General features: G+C 40.7%; 17 protein-coding genes. 13 read left to right on the top strand and 4 right to left on the bottom strand.

What is annotated here, in order from left to right:
- Entirely contained in the window at nt 1-645 is a 645-nt protein-coding gene (locus tag CD00_RS0113930) for a DUF4867 family protein (RefSeq protein WP_026656510.1), read from the bottom strand.
- Nucleotides 646-828: 183 nt separating this feature from the next.
- On the opposite strand from CD00_RS0113930, the gene CD00_RS0113935 reads away from it, so the two are divergent.
- The 4 genes from CD00_RS0113935 to CD00_RS20435 all read left to right on the top strand — a co-directional run bounded on the left by CD00_RS0113935 (nt 829) and on the right by CD00_RS20435 (nt 2568).
- Nucleotides 829-1470: an HAD-IA family hydrolase gene (locus CD00_RS0113935; protein WP_026656511.1), complete on the top strand. Its 642-nt coding sequence runs from the start codon at nt 829-831 to the stop codon at nt 1468-1470.
- A gap of 68 nt (nt 1471-1538) precedes the next feature.
- Entirely contained in the window at nt 1539-1712 is a 174-nt protein-coding gene (locus CD00_RS0113940) for a hypothetical protein (protein ID WP_026656512.1), read from the top strand.
- Between the two features lie 184 nt (nt 1713-1896).
- The gene (locus tag CD00_RS0113945) at nt 1897-2079 is read left to right on the top strand and encodes a hypothetical protein (protein ID WP_242827226.1); all 183 of its coding nucleotides are present in this window, start codon (nt 1897-1899) and stop codon (nt 2077-2079) included.
- A 189-nt stretch (nt 2080-2268) separates the two neighbouring features.
- Complete coding sequence (locus tag CD00_RS20435; RefSeq protein WP_207640504.1) at nt 2269-2568, top strand: hypothetical protein; 300 nt, start codon at nt 2269-2271, stop codon at nt 2566-2568.
- A gap of 416 nt (nt 2569-2984) precedes the next feature.
- Here CD00_RS20435 and CD00_RS20900 read toward each other — a convergent pair whose 3' ends face one another.
- Entirely contained in the window at nt 2985-3116 is a 132-nt protein-coding gene (locus CD00_RS20900) for a hypothetical protein (protein WP_255346803.1), read from the bottom strand.
- Between the two features lie 5 nt (nt 3117-3121).
- Between CD00_RS20900 and CD00_RS0113960 the strand changes: the two genes are divergently transcribed.
- The 8 genes from CD00_RS0113960 to dnaB all read left to right on the top strand — a co-directional run bounded on the left by CD00_RS0113960 (nt 3122) and on the right by dnaB (nt 13519).
- Entirely contained in the window at nt 3122-4222 is a 1101-nt protein-coding gene (locus tag CD00_RS0113960; RefSeq protein WP_026656516.1) for an MBOAT family O-acyltransferase, read from the top strand.
- A gap of 35 nt (nt 4223-4257) precedes the next feature.
- Nucleotides 4258-5265: a hypothetical protein gene (locus CD00_RS0113965; protein WP_026656517.1), complete on the top strand. Its 1008-nt coding sequence runs from the start codon at nt 4258-4260 to the stop codon at nt 5263-5265.
- Nucleotides 5266-5281: 16 nt separating this feature from the next.
- On the top strand, nt 5282-6508 hold the full coding sequence (locus CD00_RS0113970) for a M48 family metallopeptidase (protein ID WP_026656518.1): 1227 nt from the start codon (nt 5282-5284) through the stop codon (nt 6506-6508).
- A gap of 61 nt (nt 6509-6569) precedes the next feature.
- Nucleotides 6570-6755: a hypothetical protein gene (locus CD00_RS0113975; protein ID WP_185750461.1), complete on the top strand. Its 186-nt coding sequence runs from the start codon at nt 6570-6572 to the stop codon at nt 6753-6755.
- Nucleotides 6756-7175: 420 nt separating this feature from the next.
- Nucleotides 7176-9542, top strand: a complete 2367-nt coding sequence (locus CD00_RS0113980; protein ID WP_026656520.1) for a phosphoketolase family protein — start codon at nt 7176-7178, stop codon at nt 9540-9542.
- A gap of 125 nt (nt 9543-9667) precedes the next feature.
- Nucleotides 9668-11725: a DHH family phosphoesterase gene (locus CD00_RS0113985; RefSeq protein WP_026656521.1), complete on the top strand. Its 2058-nt coding sequence runs from the start codon at nt 9668-9670 to the stop codon at nt 11723-11725.
- Nucleotides 11726-12172: a 50S ribosomal protein L9 gene (rplI, locus tag CD00_RS0113990; RefSeq protein ID WP_026656522.1), complete on the top strand. Its 447-nt coding sequence runs from the start codon at nt 11726-11728 to the stop codon at nt 12170-12172.
- 3 nt (nt 12173-12175) lie between these two features.
- Nucleotides 12176-13519, top strand: coding sequence for a replicative DNA helicase (dnaB, locus tag CD00_RS0113995; protein WP_026656524.1), 1344 nt, complete (start codon nt 12176-12178; stop codon nt 13517-13519).
- 114 nt (nt 13520-13633) lie between these two features.
- Here the strand turns inward: dnaB and CD00_RS0114000 are convergent, their stop codons facing one another.
- Nucleotides 13634-13804 (bottom strand): DUF362 domain-containing protein, encoded by a 171-nt coding sequence (locus tag CD00_RS0114000; protein WP_026656525.1) that lies wholly within the window; start codon nt 13802-13804, stop codon nt 13634-13636.
- A 423-nt stretch (nt 13805-14227) separates the two neighbouring features.
- On the opposite strand from CD00_RS0114000, the gene nifJ reads away from it, so the two are divergent.
- The gene (gene nifJ / locus CD00_RS0114005) at nt 14228-17758 is read left to right on the top strand and encodes a pyruvate:ferredoxin (flavodoxin) oxidoreductase (RefSeq protein ID WP_026656526.1); all 3531 of its coding nucleotides are present in this window, start codon (nt 14228-14230) and stop codon (nt 17756-17758) included.
- Between the two features lie 77 nt (nt 17759-17835).
- Here nifJ and CD00_RS0114010 read toward each other — a convergent pair whose 3' ends face one another.
- Nucleotides 17836-18633, bottom strand: a complete 798-nt coding sequence (locus CD00_RS0114010; protein WP_026656527.1) for an adaptor protein MecA — start codon at nt 18631-18633, stop codon at nt 17836-17838.
- Nucleotides 18634-19115 lie beyond the last annotated feature (482 nt).

The following is a 19115-nucleotide window of genomic DNA, read 5'->3' on the forward strand; positions in this document are numbered from 1 at the left end:
TTATTTAAGATCTCCTGCGATGTCGATGTTCTCGCCTGTGATTCCAACCCATGCGCCGTTTGCTGCTTCAGAAGCTTCTGCGTGAGCAAGGAGCCACTTGTTTGTTGCTGTGAGCATGCGGTCTTCCTGGTTGCGAGCTTCAAATTCAGGCTTACCAACGTTGGTTCCCTTAGGAAGTCCTACAAGAACCTGGAATCCTGAATCTTTGCTTGCCTGGCAGGGAGCATAGTGAAGAGCTGTAGCGTATACTTCGATCATTGTGCCTGCAGGGCAAAGGAAAGCTTTAACCTTGCTTGAATCAATCTTGTAGTCTACGATTTCTTCTCTTTTAGCAAGTAAAAGAATGAAATCTGTTGAACCAAGGTTGATCTCTGATGAACGGTGATACTCAAGACAGTTGAGCTTGGTGTTGTGTCCGTTGCACCATCCGAACTGCATATCGGAACCGCCAAAGAGGCTGTTTGTAATTGATGTTGCTGCAGCGAGAGACTGAAGTGCAGGCTCCTCGGCAACATAGTCTGTTCCCTCGGGAACGGGAGTGCTTGACTTAAGAGCCTCCACGATTGCCTTCTTCTCTTCTTCATAACCCTCGATGATCCTACCGTAATTTGTGAATTCAGGATCGTTTACATTATATATTTTCATAACCTTCTCCTTTCAAGAATTATTGATAATAATAATCATATTGCTATTTTACAGAGAAATCTTATCATTTGGTAGCGATTTCTTTTCAAAAGTTGCTTTTGTTGTCAGATAAGCGATAAATCTTTACTTTTAAAGTGCCTGTGTGCTAAAGTGTGTAAAAGGTTTAGACAGGAGAGGAATTGGATGAAGTATAAAAATCTATTATTTGATCTTGACGGAACACTGACTGATTCATCGGAAGGAATCACAAAAAGTGCATTATATACATTTGAAAAGATGCAGATAACTCCGCCGGAAGAAAGTGAGCTTTATACATTTATCGGACCTCCGCTCGGATACAGCTTCGTAAAACACGGAGTTGAGGAAAAAGACAAGGACAAGGCGGTAACAATATACAGAGAGCGCTACAATTCGATCGGAAAGTTTGAAAATGCGCCGTATCGCGGAATGATAGATCTTTTAAAGAAATTTAAAGACGAAGGATATAAATTATATGTTGCCACATCGAAGCCTGAAAAGACGGCGATAGAAGTACTCGATCATTTTGATATGACGGGATATTTTGATGAGATTGCGGGGGCAACTGTAGACGGCAGCAGAGAAAAGAAGGACGATGTAATAAGATACCTTCTTGATAAGATAGGAGAAGACGAGTCGGATACAGTGATGATCGGTGACACTAATTATGATGTCCTCGGAGCTGCGGAACTTGGAATTCCTTGTATTGCGGTGACGTGGGGATTTGGTGATATTGATGAGATGAAAAAATCCGGTGCAGTTGCAATTGTTAGCAGTATGGATGAACTATACGAGGCAGTGAGATAATGATAGCTGTTGGCGCGTTTTACTATGATAGAGAAATTTCATATCGAATTTGAAAGGAGATAAGCCAGATGGGAACATGGTTTTATGTAGTTGAAAGTATTGACGGCGATTATGCGAATCTTCGCAGAACTGATATCGAGTCGGATGATCTGAAGCTCGTTGCAAGAGCTCTTTTGCCCGATGGAATAGCGGAAGGAACTAAGCTTAAGTACGAACTTATGCAGTATTCGATAGTGGAGTGAGGATAAGTTGCTTTTAATTTGCAAAAAAAGAGAAATAGGAATGTATTTTTCGCCACAATGAATATATATTTTAATAGAAGGGCAGCATATAATATATTTATCAGCAAGCATTAGATGACAATTGCTTATGTTTGAAAGGATGGTGGAAAATATGTTGTCACTGCTTTTTATTATATTGTTCTTTATGATCTTCGGAAGGATGATCGGATTTGCTTTTAAAGCAACTTGGGGAATCTTCAAGGTCGTAACATTTTTGGTATTCTTGCCGCTTATTTTGGTAGGACTGGTAGTTGGCGGACTTCTTTCCATTGCTTTCCCGATACTGCTTGTGGTTGGAGTTGTAAACTTGTTTATGAGACTGACGTAAAATATGGAAAAACTTTTGTATATTAACGGGATATCACCGTATTTGTATGCTCTTGCGGTTTTTTTTCGACCAAGTGAAGAATTGAAAAGTACATTTTTGACATGTTTATGTATTTTCCTGGCGCAGCTGATAGTTACTATTGTTCTCGGCATTACATGCAAGGATAAGAAAAAACTGGCGCGGATCACTATGATAAACAAGTTTATACAGATACCGTATTTTGTAATGTTTTTCGTGTTCTCGGCTTTGTTTGTTTTCTTTGGAACATTCTTTTTTGGAATCGGAGTGTTATTTTTGCCGGTTTTTGTATTGATAGATTTTGGAGTATTCCTGAGTACATTGATACCTGAAGAACTTTGTACGCTGAAACTTATTATGCTAAGACGTATGTCGGGAATAAGAGCGTTAAGATATTTGGTTGGGAATGCGATTTACATTGTTGATATTATACTTTCGGTTAAAATATATGATGAATATAAGAAACTATGAGGTGGTTACTGACCGCCTCTTTTTCTTTGGAACAAAAATGGTCTATGAAAAAGAGATTTTTATGATTTAGAAGAACAGCTAGATTAATGAAAATATAGCATTAGATGTAATATAGGCTTCCGTTTTTGCGATAACGGGAGCCTTTTTTCGTGAAAAAGTGCATGGATGACAGCATATTCGATAAATGGTAGAATAAAAAACACAAGTTAGTTGTTTGGAGGATTGTTTGTGGCATTTTCGTTGTACACTGCTGTCTTTTTGAGTATTGTGATAGCAGTTTTTTTTATGGTTCGAAAGGAAGCAAGACCGCTTGTGCTGCTTCTTTCGAGTATTTCGTATATATATCATCTTAATGAAAGAGCTGTAGTTGTGCTTTTGGTGACAACTGCCATTGTCTACGCTTTTGGATTACTGATTCAGTTTTTTAAAGATAAGAATAGAAACAGGGTAGCAGGTGCCTGTCTTTTTGCGTGCTTATTTCTTCTGGTTTTTTCATTGTCTTTTCTGAAGTTTTCATCCAGAATTCCGAGATTTTCAAATTTGATCATTCCGATTGGTTTTTTCCTACTATGCGTTCCAGGCAATAGGATATATTGTTGATATTTACAACGGTAAGATACGTGCGGAAAAGAATATCATGTTCTTTGCGCTATATATGAGCTTTTTTCCTAAATTTGTAAGTGGACCCATAGAAAGAGAAGAAGATTTCGTGGCACAGGTAAAAGAGCTTAAAAGTGTCAGATTTCTGGATGAGCAAAGAATGTCCGAGGCTTTTGGATACATATTGTACGGATATTTTTTGAAACTTGTGGTCGCAGATAATCTGGGCGCTTTGGTGACTAAGTTGTTTAATGGTTACAGAGACAGTGGCAGTTTATGGCTTATGCTCGGATCGTTGTCGTACACCATGCAGATTTACTGTGACTTTGCGGGATATTCGGCGTTAGCTGTGGGAGTATCAAGGATTTTTGGAATCAATCTCGTTCAGAATTTTACGGCACCATATTTGGCTGTGAATATTTCAGATTTTTGGCGCAGGTGGCACAGATCTCTTAGTATGTGGCTTAGAGATTATGTTTATATTCCGCTTGGTGGAAACAGGAGAGGAGTGCTCAGACAGTGCATAAATGTGTCGATTGTTTTTATTTTATGTGGCATATGGCACGGGAATGGGCTTAATTTCCTGGTGTGGGGAATGCTTCACGGTATATATTCCGTCATTGATGTTTTGATCAGAAGGAAAAAGAATAGCGACAAGGATAAAAGCATTTTATCAGTAGTTAAGGGGCGCATTATTACCTTTTGCTGCGTTTCTTTTGCGTGGATATTTTTTGGAGCCAGTGGCCTTAAGACTGCCATTGAATACTGTATTGCCATGTTTACTGCGGGAAATGCGGGAACTACTTTTATCGCGCAGTACAATGAATTGTGTAAAGAGACGGCTCGAACAAATTTCTTATTGGTGTTCATTTTGATCGTTATATTGATGGATGTAATAAGCTATAAGAAAAATAAGCCATTTCCCGTTGTGCTGCAGGATTATGCCTGTGGTGTAAGGTATCTTATATATTATCTTATAATAATTGCAATTATAGTATTTGGCCTTTACGGACCGGGCTATAGCGCAAGTAATTTTATGTATATGAATTTTTGAGTTTTGTTGTGTATTGAAGTGGGGTAACGCATTATATGTTAAAAAAGAGGGCTTTACAGATTTTTTTCATATGCCTGACAGTCTTTACTTTGTGGTATCTGGACGGCGTGTTTTGCATAAAATCGGAGCATGGGATAAATCAGGCAAGAGGGTTATATTATCAGCCCAGAAATACAATTGACGTGGTGATGATGGGCTCGAGTCATGTGCACTGCGATATAGATACGGGGCTTTTGTGGAATGAGTATGGTATAGCGTCGTACGATTACAGTGCTGCCGAGCAGCCGCTTTGGTGTACATATTATTATCTTAGAGAATTCTGTAAGTATCAGAAGCCGAAAGTTGTTGTACTTGACCTGTATTCTCCGGCAAGATTTAAGGACAATTATCAGTATACCTGGCTCAATCAGAATCTTAACGGAATGAGATTTTCATTTAATAAAATGGGGATGATCATTGACAGCGTTGAATCTCGCAAGATTAGCAGGATCTTTCCTGATTTTATAACATATCATGGAAGAGTTGATACACTTAAAGCGGAGGATTTTCTTTATCCGTTTACTGTAAGGAAGAAAATGCTGACTTTTAAAGGGTTTACGCCATATCTTAAGCGAGAGCCGCAAGAAGAGCCGGTCATTGATGAGACGGCAAGTGTAGGCGTGACCGTTAAGTCTGAGATATTCCTTACCAAGATTATTGAATATACGCTGGAAAATGATATCGAACTATTTCTTGTCGTGACTCCGTATATTACTTCTTCGGAGGATGAAAAAGTATATAATAGATTAGAAGAGATTGCCGAGTATTATGGAGTGCAGTTTAATAGTACAAATTATGACTACGGTGAGATCGGACTTGATTTTGAAAAAGATTTTAATGATGAATCACATTTAAATTACTGGGGAGCATATAAGTTTACCCATTATCTTGGCGAGGAACTTAAGAGGCGCTACGAGATTCCGGACAGAAGAGGCCAAAAGGGATACGAGTCGTGGCAAAGAAATTTTGAAGAGATTGCAGAGTATGTTAAAGAGAATACCTGACCCGGAGGAGTGAATAATGCTTAAGACAATAATTCTGATTTCTTTTTTCCTGAATAAGGGATTCGACGCAGTGATCAGATATCTTAATGATAAGCATCAGAAGGGAGAACTTCCCGAGAATGTAAGAGATGTTTATGATGAAAAAGAGTATGCGAACTGGAAAAACTACAAGGCAGAGAGCGGAAAACTATATACCATATGGAATATAGCCGATATAGTCTTTTTGGCGATTCTTTTGATATCAAATGCATATGCATGGGGATTTAAGGTACTTGAAGACTGCAATGTCTATGTACAGTATTTGATCTTTATATTCGTGCTTACGGCATTGTCTGAATTAATTGATGTGCCTTTTAAGTATTATGATACTTTCGTTATAGAAGAGAAGTACGGCCTTAATAAGTCTACGAAGAAGACATTTTTTGTTGATATGATAAAGAATATCCTCGTTGGAGGTATAATGTCATTCCTTATCATAGCGCTCACAATGTTTATATTTGAGGCCTTTGGCAATATGGCAATTCTGGTCGGCACTGTTGCAATGATGGTTATTATGCTTATTCTGAATTTGATAATAGTTCCGCTTATGAGAATTTATAACAAATTTACTCCGTTGGAGGATGGAGAATTAAAGAGTAAGCTCCTGACACTTTGCGAGAAATATGGAATGCGCGTCAGGAAAATCGTAGTGAGGGATGCAAGCAGAAGAACTACGACTTCGAATGCTTTCTGTGCAGGATTTGGAAAATTAAAGACCATATCTTTGGATGACAATCTTGTCAATAATTTTACCGATGATGAGATTGTTGCCGTATTTGCACATGAATTTGCGCATGCAAAATATAAGCATACCGTTAAGTCACTTCCGTTTTCTATGGTAAGAATACTGCTGGTATTTATAGCATTGTGGATTGTGCTAAATATTCCCGGTTTTTATACAGCGTTTGGTTTTGACGGAATCAATTATTTCTTCGCAGAGATATTGGTAACATTTATAACCTGGCCTGTTTCAAACGGACTCAATATAATATCCAACTATCTTTCGAGAAGGCATGAGTATCAGGCGGATGCTTTTGCGGCAAAAGAAGGTTATGGACATGACCTTGTTTCCTCGCTTAAGAGGCTTCATAAAGAGGCATTGTCGGATATCAATCCACATCCTGTAAAGGTTGTGCTGGATTATTCGCATCCAACGCTGTCGCAGAGAATTACAGCGATTGAGGGCGTTCAAAGCAGGGGCTGAATAATTAAGGTTTTTTGTTGACGTATACCATTGTGTGATCGGGGAAAGGATGGTGACGGTTATGTTTTTTGGAAAGAAAGATAAGGACGTGCGGATTACGGACAAACAGTACAAAGATCTTGTGGGTAACATGAGTAAGAGCGAACGCAAAGAGTTCGATCGTAAGCAGAAACAGCTTCAAAGAGAGAAGGATGATGACTGGCTTTTGGGAATGTTGTTTTTGACAGATGATTCTGATGATACCTAAATAATCGAAAATATAGAAGTGTTGAAAATAAACGTGGTTGTGATTTGCGCAATCACGTTTATTAAATATCTATAAAATAACGAAAAAGCTCCCGAAAGTGTGATAAAATAAGGCGAATTCGTTACAGGGTTATATATAGCGGGAGCATTATTTGCAATTTCACGATTGCTATTTTATTAACGGAATGCATAACCATGCGGGTTACAAGGAACGGTAATGCGATATTTTTTTCACAATAGCAATAATTGATAAAGATTTAGCAATAATAATATAGTAAATGTTCTTCAAATAGCTTATCTTACAATAGAAATACCAACGACATGAGATTTTATAAAAGATATACAGAAGGTTGGGTATGGCACTTTGTATCGGCAATATATCATGTCGGTATGTAATTAATAATAAAGGGAGAGGAATAATATGAATCACATGGAAATTACTGATGAGTATTTAGGAAAAATGGACGCCTACTGGCGTGCAACTAATTATCTCGCAGCAGCACAGTTGTATCTTCTTGAGAACCCGCTTCTTCGTGAACCACTTAAGAAGGAGCATATCAAAAAGAAAATCGTAGGTCACTGGGGAACAGTACCCGGACAGAACTTTATCTATGTTCACCTTAACAGAGTAATCAACAAATATGATCAGGATATGATCCTTATCTCAGGTCCCGGTCACGGCGGAAACTTCTTCGTAGCCAATACATACCTTGAGGGATCATACAGTGAAGTATATCCTAACGTAAGCCGTGATATGGATGGCTTACAGAAACTTTGCAAGCAGTTCTCATTCCCCGGCGGTATCTCAAGCCACGTTGCTCCTGAGACTCCCGGTTCTATCCATGAGGGTGGTGAGCTTGGTTATTCTATCGCACACGCTTTTGGTGCAGTATTTGATAACCCTGATCTTATCGCTGCATGTGTAGTTGGTGACGGTGAAGCAGAGACAGGACCTCTTGCTACATCATGGCAGTCAAACAAATTCCTTAACCCCGTTTCTGATGGAGCAGTTCTTCCTATCCTTCATCTTAACGGATTTAAGATTTCTAATCCTACAATTCTTTCTCGCCTTTCACACGAGGAACTTGAGGCATTCTTCAAGGGTAACGGCTGGAAGCCTTACTTCGTTGAAGGAACAGATCCTAAGGAAATGCATCGTAAGATGGCTGAGACTCTTGATGTTGTTATGGATGAGATCAAGGCTATTCAGAAGAATGCAAGAACAACAGGTGATACAACAAGACCTGTATGGCCTATGATCGTTCTTCGTACTCCTAAGGGATGGACAGGACCTAAGTTCGTAGACGGAAACAAGATCGAGGGATCTTTCCAGGCACACCAGGTACCTGTAATGATGGATAAGCCTGAGCACCTTGATATCCTCAAGGAATGGCTCGAGAGCTACCATGCAGAGGAACTCTTTGATGAGAATGGACGTCTTATTCCTGAACTCGAGGAGCTCGCTCCTAAGGGAGACAGACGTATCGGTGCTAACCCTCATGCTAACGGTGGTAAGCTTCTTCACGACCTCAGACTTCCTGATTTCCGTGATTACGCTATCGATGTTCCCGCTCCCGGCGCTGTTGAGAAGCAGGATATGATTGAGCTTGGTGGATATATCAGAGACGTATTCAAGCTTAACGATGAGCACAAGAACTTCCGTATCTTTGGACCTGACGAGACAATGTCTAACCGTCTTAACAAGGTATTCGAAGTTACTAACCGTGATTGGAACAACCCTATCGACAACGATACAGACCAGTTCCTTGCATCAGACGGACGTGTAATGGATTCAATGCTTTCAGAGCATATGTGTGAAGGATGGCTCGAGGGATATCTTCTTACAGGTAGACACGGATTCTTCGCTAGTTACGAAGCATTCATCCGTATTATAGATTCAATGGCAGCTCAGCATGCTAAGTGGCTTAAGGTTTGCAACGGTCTTTCATGGAGACAGCCTATTGCATCTCTTAACCTCCTTCTTACATCAAACGTATGGCAGCAGGATCACAACGGATTCACACACCAGGATCCCGGATTCCTTGACCATATTTCAAATAAGAAGGCAGACGTTGTAAGACTTTACCTTCCACCCGATGCTAACTGCTTGCTCTCAACAATGGATCACTGCTTGAAGAGCAAGAACTACGTAAATGCTATTGTAGCAAGTAAGCATCCCAGACCACAGTGGCTTACAATGGAGCAGGCTGTTAAGCACTGCACACAGGGTATCGGCATTTGGGATTGGGCTTCAACAGATACAGGAGAAGAGCCTGATATCGTACTTGCATGCTGCGGTGATACACCTACACTTGAGGCTCTTGCTGCAGTTGATATTCTCCACAGAGAGATGCCTGAAGTTAAGGTTCGTTTCGTAAACGTTGTTGACCTTATGAAGATGGAGCCTAAGAACAAGCATCCTCACGGACTTTCAGACGTAGAGTACGATACAATCTTTACAAAGGATAAGCCTATTGTATTTGCATTCCATGGATATCCGACTCTTATCCATGAGCTTACATATACAAGAACAAACAGAAACATCCACGTTTACGGATATCATGAAGAAGGAACAATCACAACTCCTTTCGACATGAGAGTTCAGAACAAGATTGACCGTTTCGACCTTGTAATCGCTATGCTTAACAACATGCCTCAGTTCGGCAACAAGGGCGCATTCCTCATCCAGAAGATGAGAGATAAGCTCGTTGAGCATAAGACATACATTCACGACATCGGCGTAGATATGCCTGAAGTTGCTGAGTGGAAGTGGACAGGTGTGAAGTAATCAATCACATTCTTCTGTGTATTTCAAATGATAATGGAGGCGTCTGCGACGTATTGTCGCAGATGCCTTTTATGTTATAATAAAGATTGGAATGTCCAAAGAATTGCAGAAGAGGACCTAATAATATGGCTACTAAAAACAGAATTAAACTAAAAGGAAAATTAGTGACATATCTCAAAGTATTGGCATACTTGGGAGTACTGTTGCTTTTTGTAAATATTGCGGTATTTATTGTGGACGACTCTGCGGGTCTGATTCTTTTGATATTTACAGGATTTTATTTTGTTTCGGTCATGTACCTTAATTTCTACAACAAACCCATCATAATGAATGAGCTTATCAGCTTTGCGACACAGTATGGACAGATTCAGAAAAGGTTATTAAAAGACCTTGATCTTGCGCATGCCATTCTTGATGATTCGGGTAAGGTTGTTTGGGCAAATACAGCATTTGAAAAAGCGGTTCATATGGAGAAGGGACTTTATAAGAAAACTATCTTTTCCATTTTTCCGGGGGTTTCGGCGGATAAGTTTCCGGTTGATAATGAGGAAGTATCTTATAAGGTAGACTATGAGAGCAGCAACTTCACTATCAAGTTTAAGAGAATATCTCTTCATGAGATGGCGGTAAACAGTGACATAATAGATTCCAAGAGTTATGAGGGAAGCCTTATAGCCGTTTATCTGTATGATGAGACGGCACTCAGGCTCGCTATTCAGGAAGTTGATAATCAGTCGCTGGCAGCAGGACTTATCTACATAGATAACTATGAAGAGGCTTTGAACAGCGTAGAAGAGGTAAGAAGATCTCTTTTGACCGCTCTCATAGACAGAAAGATCAATAAATACATTGCATCAAGCAATGGAATATCCAAAAAGATAGAAAAAGACAAATATTTTGTTGTCATGCCTAAGAAGTCCTGCGAGACTCTTATCAAGCAACGATTTGATATTCTTGAAGACGTTAAGACAGTAAATATCGGAAATGAGATGGCTGTAACACTTAGTATCGGACTTGGCCTTGACGGCCTTTCATATGCGCAGAACTACGAGTTTGCGCGCAATGCCATAGACCTTGCTCTTGGTCGAGGTGGCGATCAGGCTGTTGTAAAGAGCGCGGACAGCACGTCTTATTACGGCGGAAAGAGCCAGACCATTGAAAAGAGTACTCGAGTTAAGGCGAGAGTTAAAGCTCACGCGCTTCGCGAGATTATTTCGGGAAAAGATACCGTTATCGTAATGGGACACAGAATGGGCGATGTGGACAGCTTTGGCGCATCTGTCGGTATTTACAGGATTGCAAGAACTCTGGAAAAGAAATGTCACATAGTTTTGAACGACGTGACAGCATCAATGCAGCCACTTGTTGACTTGTTTAAGAGTAATCCCGATTATGAAGACGATATGATAATCAACAATCAGCAGGCGATTGATATTGCCGGAAACAATACCGTTTTGGTAGTTGTTGATGTTAATAAACCGAGCATTACAGAGTGTCCGGAACTTTTGAGATTTTGTAAGACTATAGTTGTTCTCGATCATCACAGAGCGGGAACAGAAGTTATAGAGAATGCGACGCTTTCATATGTTGAGCCTTATGCATCATCTGCGTGTGAGATGGTTTCCGAGATTCTTCAGTACATCGGAGAGAACGTCAAGATTCACAACGAAGAGGCTGACAGCCTGTATTCGGGAATGATGGTAGATACCAATAACTTTATGAACAAGACGGGTGTCAGAACATTTGAAGCTGCTGCTTTTCTTAGAAGAAACGGAGCGGATGTTACAAGAGTAAGAAAACTGTTCCGTGAAGATGCAAATGAGTACAAGGCTAAGGCTGATGCAGTCAGTCAGGCAGAGATATATCGTGACAGATATGCTATCTCTGTTATGAAGAGCGATGATATACAGAGTCCTACAATAGTAGGCGCACAGGCAGCAAATGAGCTCCTTAACATCAAGGGTGTGAGAGCAAGTTTTGTATGCACTGATTATCAGAACAAAGTGTATGTAAGTGCCAGATCCATAGACGAAGTCAATGTTCAGGTCATTATGGAGAGACTCGGCGGCGGTGGCCATATGAGCTCTGCGGGATGCCAGATAGAAGGAATGCCGATAGAAGAGGCAGTTGATGTAGTTAAGGATGTAATTGATAAAATGATTGAAGAAGGAGAATTGTCATAAATGCAGGTTATATTACTTGAAGACGTAAAGAGTTTGGGTAAAAAAGGTGAGATCGTAAAAGTCAGCGATGGCTATGCAAAGAACTTTGTGATTCCCAAAAAACTCGGTGTAGAGGCTACACAGAAAAATCTTAACGAACTTAAGAATCAGCAGAAAAGAGATTCAATTTTGGCGCAGCAGCGTCTTGATGAAGCCAAAGCTTATGGCGAAAAGATAAGCAAAGAGACAGTACAGCTCACAATGAAAGCAGGAGAGGGCGGAAGAGTATTCGGATCCGTTTCCACAAAGGAAATAGTAACAGCTGCAAAAGCTCAGTTTGGATTTGATATTGATAAAAAGAAACTTCAGATGCCGGAACCTATAAAGTCATTTGGAACTTATGAGATTCCGGTCAAACTCCATCCTCAGGTTACTACTGTGTTAAAAGTGAGTGTAAAGGAACAATAAGAAATGGCAGAGGAAACTCTATTAAAGCGTGTCGCGCCCAACAGTCTGGAAGCAGAGCAATCTGTTGTCGGGGCGATGCTGATGGATAAAGAAGCAATAGAAATTGCGTCCGAGATTGTCAATCCGGACGATTTTTATAACAGACAGCTCGGGACGGTTTTTGAGACAATGGTAGAGCTCAACCGTGAAGGAAGTGCTGTCGATTTTGTCACGCTTCAAAACAGGCTCAGGGAAAAGAATGTTCCGCCGCAGGTCAGCAGTGCCGAATATATCGGAGAACTTGTTTCGGCGGTACCGACATCTGCGAATGTAAAGTATTATGCGCAGATTGTTGCGGATAAATCCACTCTCAGAAAATTGATCCGTGTAAGCGAAGAGACAATAAATACCTGTTATTCAAACTCTGAGAATATGGAAGGGATACTTAATGATGTTGAAAAGAGCGTCTTCCAGATCACACAGAAGAGAAATACAGGTGAGTTTGTTTCTATCGATCAGGTAGTAATGAACGCACTGAACCGTATCGAGCAGGCAAGTAAGATGAAAGGAAACGTTACAGGTCTTTCTACAGGTTTCCTTGATCTTGATTACAGCACAGCAGGATTTCAGCCTTCAGACCTGATACTTATCGCGGCCAGACCTTCAATGGGAAAAACCGCTTTTGTACTTAATATAGCAGAGCATATGGCTTTCCATGACAACAAATGTGTTGCGATATTCTCACTGGAAATGTCAAAGGAACAGCTTGTAAACAGACTACTTGCGATGGAGTCTCATGTTGATTCACAGCATATCAGAACAGGTAATATGTCTGATATGGACTGGGAGAATCTCATCGAAAGTGCAGATGTTGTAGGCTCTTCCAAACTCATTATTGATGATACTCCCGGTATCTCGATTCAGGAACTTCGTTCAAAGTGCAGAAAGTATAAGATGGATCATGGCCTTAATATAATCATGATCGATTACTTGCAGCTTATGACAGGAGGATCCGGAAGAGGCTCCGAATCGCGTCAGCAGGAAATTTCGGATATTTCAAGATCACTTAAGGCCCTTGCCAGAGAGCTTAACGTGCCCGTTGTTGCGCTTTCGCAGCTTTCCCGTGCGGTTGAGCAAAGACCCGATCACAGGCCCATGCTTTCAGACCTTCGAGAATCCGGAGCTATCGAGCAGGATGCCGACATGGTAATGTTCATTTATAGAGATGATTACTATAACAAAGACACTGAGAAAAAAGGTGTTGCGGACATTATCATTGCAAAGCAGAGAAATGGCCCGATCGGAACGGTTGATCTTCTTTGGCTTCCCGAATTTACCAAGTTTGCGAACTTGGAGAAGGGGCATTGAGGCAGAAAAGATAGTGAGGCAAGCTCATAGGGCTAAAGCCAATCATTCGAAAATAAAAAAGAGCATTTATCCAAGTAACTTGGAAAATGCTCTTTATTATTTACTTGCTTGGCGTTAGCCCTGTGTGATAGCACCTACAGGACACTGAGCAGCACAAGATCCGCAGTCGATGCATGTATTTGCGTCGATAACGAACTGTGAGTCACCCTGTGAAATTGCAGAAACAGGACACTGAGCAGCGCATGAGCCACAGCTGATGCAGCCATCATTAATAACGTATGCCATAATAATCTCCTTCCATCATTAAATGCCATAAATAAAAGTAGTGTAGCAAAAAACGATTGGTATTTGCCATTACCAACCTTTGATACGTCTATATCATATAATAAGTAAAGCGTTTAAGCAATACAGTAAACGAAAACTTTTATCAATCAATAACGTTATATAATTAACAATTAACAGATAATAACGTTCGAAATGTACCGAAAACGAGTTTGTTAAAAAGTCGTCAAACCCTTGCTATCATTGACATCCAAGGTAATTTAATGATAGTATTGTTAATGGCAGAATACGAGTGAAAATTAGTCCGTCGCACTGTTTTCGGAGATGAAAGCTTGCTGACGGAATTTTTGCACTATTCCTTTTTTTTTAACACAATTTAATAAAAGTGCCAAAAATAATCCAAAATATAAGGTAGGAGGAAACAAAATGGCTAGAAACATGAAAACCATGGATGGCAACGAGGCAGCTGCATACGCTTCATATGCTTTTACAGAAGTTGCTGCCATGTACCCTATCACACCTTCATCTGTTATGCCTGAGCATGTAGATGAATGGGCAACAGCCGGAAAGAAAAATATTTTCGGTCGTACGGTTCAGATTACAGAAATGCAGTCTGAGGCCGGTGCAGCAGGAGCTGTGCACGGATCACTGGTAGTAGGTGCTCTTACATCTACATATACCGCATCTCAGGGACTTCTTCTTATGATTCCCGACATTTATAAGGTAGCAGGTGAAAGACTCCCCGGAGTATTCAACGTATCAGCACGATGTGTTGCTTCACATGCGCTCAACATTTTTGGTGATCATTCTGACGTTTATGCTTGCCGTCAGACAGGTGCCGCAATGCTCTGCGATTCAAGTGTACAGGAAGTTATGGACTTAACACCTGTTGCTTATTGTTCAGCTATCGAAGGACGCATTCCTTTCATTAATTTCTTTGACGGATTCCGTACATCGCACGAGATCCAGAAGATCGAAGTGTGGGATTACAAGGATCTTGACGAGATGGTAAATCACGAGGCAATTGATGCATTCAAGGCAAACGCTTTGAATCCCAATCATCCTTGCCAGATGGGCTCTGCTCAGAATCCTGACATTTTCTTCCAGACAAGAGAAGCTTGTAACACAGGCTATAATGAACTTCCTGACATCGTTCAGAAGTATATGGATAAAGTTAATGCCAAGATTGGTACAGACTATAAGCTCTTTAACTACTATGGAGATCCTAATGCAGAAGTAGTTATCGTTGCTATGGGTTCTGTAAACGATACAATCGAAGAGACAATCGATTACCTTGAGAAACAGGGCAAAAAAGTCGGCGTAGTAAAAGTCAGACTTTACAGACCTTTCTCAGCAAAAGCTCTTGTTGCAGCTATTCCTGATTCTGTTAAGAGAATTCAGGTTCTCGACAGAACTAAAGAGCCCGGATCATATCGCGAGCCTCTTGCTCTTGATGTTATCGCTGCTCTTAAGGGAACAAAATTCGAAAGCGTTCCGGTGTTCTGCGGACGTTACGGACTTGGTTCAAAAGATACAACACCTGCACAGATTGTTGCAGTATTTGAGAATACAGAAAAAGAAGAGTTCACGATCGGTATCGAAGATGATGTGACAAACCTTTCACTCAAGGTTGGTGCTCCTCTCGTTACAACTCCCGAGGGAACAACAAACTGTAAGTTCTGGGGACTTGGTGCTGACGGTACTGTTGGTGCAAACAAGAACTCTATCAAGATTATCGGTGACAACACTGACATGTATGCTCAGGCATACTTTGATTATGACTCTAAGAAGTCAGGTGGTGTTACAATGTCTCACCTTAGATTCGGTAAGACTCCTATCAAGTCAACATACCTTATCAAGAAGGCAGACTTCGTAGCATGCCACAATCCTTCATATATCCGCAAGTTCAACATGGTTCAGGAAATTGTGGACGGAGGATCATTCCTTCTTAACTGCCCTTGGACAGTAGAACAGCTCGAGACTGAGATTCCCGGACAGGTTAAGAAGTTCATGTACGATCATAAGATCAACTTCTATATCATGAACGGTTCTAAGATCGGTGTTGAAGTTGGAATGGGACCTACAAGAATTAACACAATTCTTCAGTCGGCATTCTTCAACATTACAAAGATCATTCCTGAAGATGATGCAATTAAGTTCATGAAAGATGCAGCACAGAAGACATACGGCCGTAAGGGTGAAGATGTCGTTAAGAAGAACTGGGCAGCTATCGATGCCGGAGCAGATCCGAAGAACCTTATCAAGGTTGAGATTCCTGAGTCTTGGAAAGATGCCAAGGATGAAGGCCTTGACTTCAAGAAGGCTGAGGGAAGCAGAAAGGATGTTATCGACTTCGTTAATAATATCCAGACTAAGGTCAATGCTCAGGAAGGTAACAACCTCAAAGTTTCAGATTGTCTTCCTTATGTTGACGGTGCTACACCTTCAGGATCGGCTGCATACGAGAAGAGAGGCATCGCAGTTAATGTTCCTAAGTGGGATGCTACAAAGTGCGTAGAGTGTGGCTTCTGTTCACTTGTATGTCCTCACGCAGCAATCCGTACAGTTGCTCTTACAGACGACGAAGTTGCTAAGGCACCTGAAGGACTTCAGACTAAGGATGTTAATGGTGTACCCGGATACAAGTTCTCAATCGTTATTTCGGCTCTTGACTGCACAGGATGCGGATCTTGCGCAAATGTATGTCTTGGAAATAAGGCAGGCGAGACACTTAAGATGGGTGCTATCGCAGAGAATAAGGATGAGCAGAAGTACTTCGACTACGCTGTAACTCTTCCTGAGAAGAAAGATGTAGTTGAGAAGCTCAAAGCTACAACAATCAGAGGATCTCAGTTCAAGCAGCCTCTCCTTGAGTTCTCGGGAGCATGCGCAGGTTGTGGTGAGACACCTTATGTTAAACTTGTTACTCAGCTCTTTGGTGACAGAATGTACGTTGCAAATGCTACAGGATGTACATCAATCTGGGGTAACTCTTCACCTTCAACACCTTATACCGTAAATGCGGAAGGTCATGGACCTGCATGGGATAACTCATTGTTCGAGGATAACGCAGAGTTTGGTATGGGTATGGTACTTGCTCAGAACGCACTTCGTGATGCAATCAAAGAGCAGGTTGAGACTGTAGTAGCCGATGGCGGAAAAGCTAAGGATGTAGCTCAGAAGTGGCTTGATACATTCAGTAACGGTGCTGAGAATACAGCAGCTACAAATGAACTTATCGCAGCTCTTGAAGGCGACAATTCAGATGCAGCTAAATACATCAAGAAGAATAAAGACTTCGCAGCTAAGAAGTCACAGTGGATCTTCGGTGGTGACGGATGGGCATTCGATATCGGATTTGGTGGTCTCGACCACGTACTTGCTTCCGGTAAGGATGTAAACGTTCTCGTTGTTAACACTGAGGTTTACTCAAATACAGGCGGACAGTCATCTAAAGCTACTCCTACAGGTGCTGTTGCGCAGTTCGCTGCAGGTGGTAAAGAGATTAAGCAGAAGGATCTTGCTTCTATCGCAATGAGTTACGGTTACGTATACGTTGCACAGATTGCTATGGGTGCTGATATGAACCAGACTATCAAAGCAATCTCAGAAGCTGAAGCTTATCCCGGACCTTCACTTATCATCGCATATGCTCCTTGTATCAACCAGGGTCTTAAGGCCGGCATGAACAAGGTTATGGATGAAGAGAAGAAGGCTGTTGCTACAGGATATTGGGATATGTTCAGATTCAATCCTCAGGCGGACAAGAAGTTCACTCTTGATAGCAAGCCTGCTACAGAAGACTTCCAGAGCTTCCTTGACGGAGAGGTTAGATACCTTTCACTCAAGCTCAAGAATCCTGAGAGAGCAGCAGAGCTCAATGCAAAAGCAGCTGAGCATGCTAAGGAGCACAGAGCATATCTTGAAAAACTTGTTTCTCTGTACGGAGATGAGTAATTCATAAGATAATAAGAAAGCCGGAGAAAATGAGAGATCATTTTCTCCGGCAATTTTATTTAGTAAAAAAAAGTCTGTCAAATTCTTGAAAGAGTCTGTACTGCGTTACCCTTTAAGACAATTGAGAAGTGCTCCGATAAATATTGTTCCTCGGCACTGCTTCCGATTTCGGCTGTTCCGTATTCTGTTAATAAGGAACAGATATTTTTGAAGAGATTATCTTCAAGATCACCCTGATGAAGGATCAGGTAAAACTTACCCTTTGTTTCATCTTTATATAATGTGTTTTCACCATTAAATTTTTTGCTTACAATAACCGCGAATTTGCTTGCTTCATGCAAAGAATCAAAGGAAAAAATCTGTATGCCTCTTCTGGTCGGTTGGCCTTTTTTTCTGACGCTTGAAGTCTTTTCCTTAAGTTTTTTTACATCTGATGAAGTGCTTCCTGCATTATAGTCCTGATACTCATTCAAGTTGCTGTGCTGCAGTCTTTTAAAGAGGGACGAAACGTCTGCTTCCTCATTTTCGTCGTAATCTGCTTCGCCGTAATCCTCATATTCCTCATCATCTACGTCTTCTTCGTGAATAGAGGGGGCAAAATTGGAAAATCTTGTATCCAATTCCTCAGGATCATCTACTTTAGTGATTACAAGAACGATGCATTCGGAATTGATCGGAATAGCCTCTATCATAAGCGGGGTATCTTCTGCATCAAAACCAAATGCAATATTTGCTTGCTGCATCATATCTTGGAAAAGTTCTTTTGCTTTGTCGGTACCATACGCAAGTTCTGTTATCTTAAGGTCGCGTTTCGCAAGGTCATCTCTGGTAAGCGTGCATCTAATCTGGTGATCGTTGACTTTTTCTATCTTCATGATGCGTTACCTCCTGACTTTGGAATACATAGATACTAATTTATTGAGTTTTCTATGTCAATAGATGTATCGACATATTTTAAAAATAAATTCGCATCTACATAAAATCTTAAGAAATTTCGACGGTAAATCTTAAGATTTATCTGTTATGATGGATTTTGTGAGATGCCTTTCGAGGATATAAATCCGGGAAGGAGGCGATTGAGGAATAATTTATCTACTAGTCTATGGTTCTGCGAATCTTCGCAGAATGTCTTACAGATAGTTTCAAAAATTAATCCCAAACAATTTTTACATCACAACAATCACAACAGATTGAGCATAAACAAAAGATATTGTTTACAATATCATTATACCATATATTTGCGCTGTATTTGAGCGTAGAGACAAGGGTTTGCGAAGTGGTATCTCATACATATTAATATACGTCAAATCATATTTGGAACGAAAAAATGGTTTAGCAGGGAATTGTCACAAAGTAA

Origin of the sequence: Butyrivibrio sp. AE3003 (assembly GCF_000686065.1) — a bacterium.
In the GTDB taxonomy this organism is placed as follows: Bacteria; Bacillota; Clostridia; order Lachnospirales; family Lachnospiraceae; genus Butyrivibrio; species Butyrivibrio hungatei_A.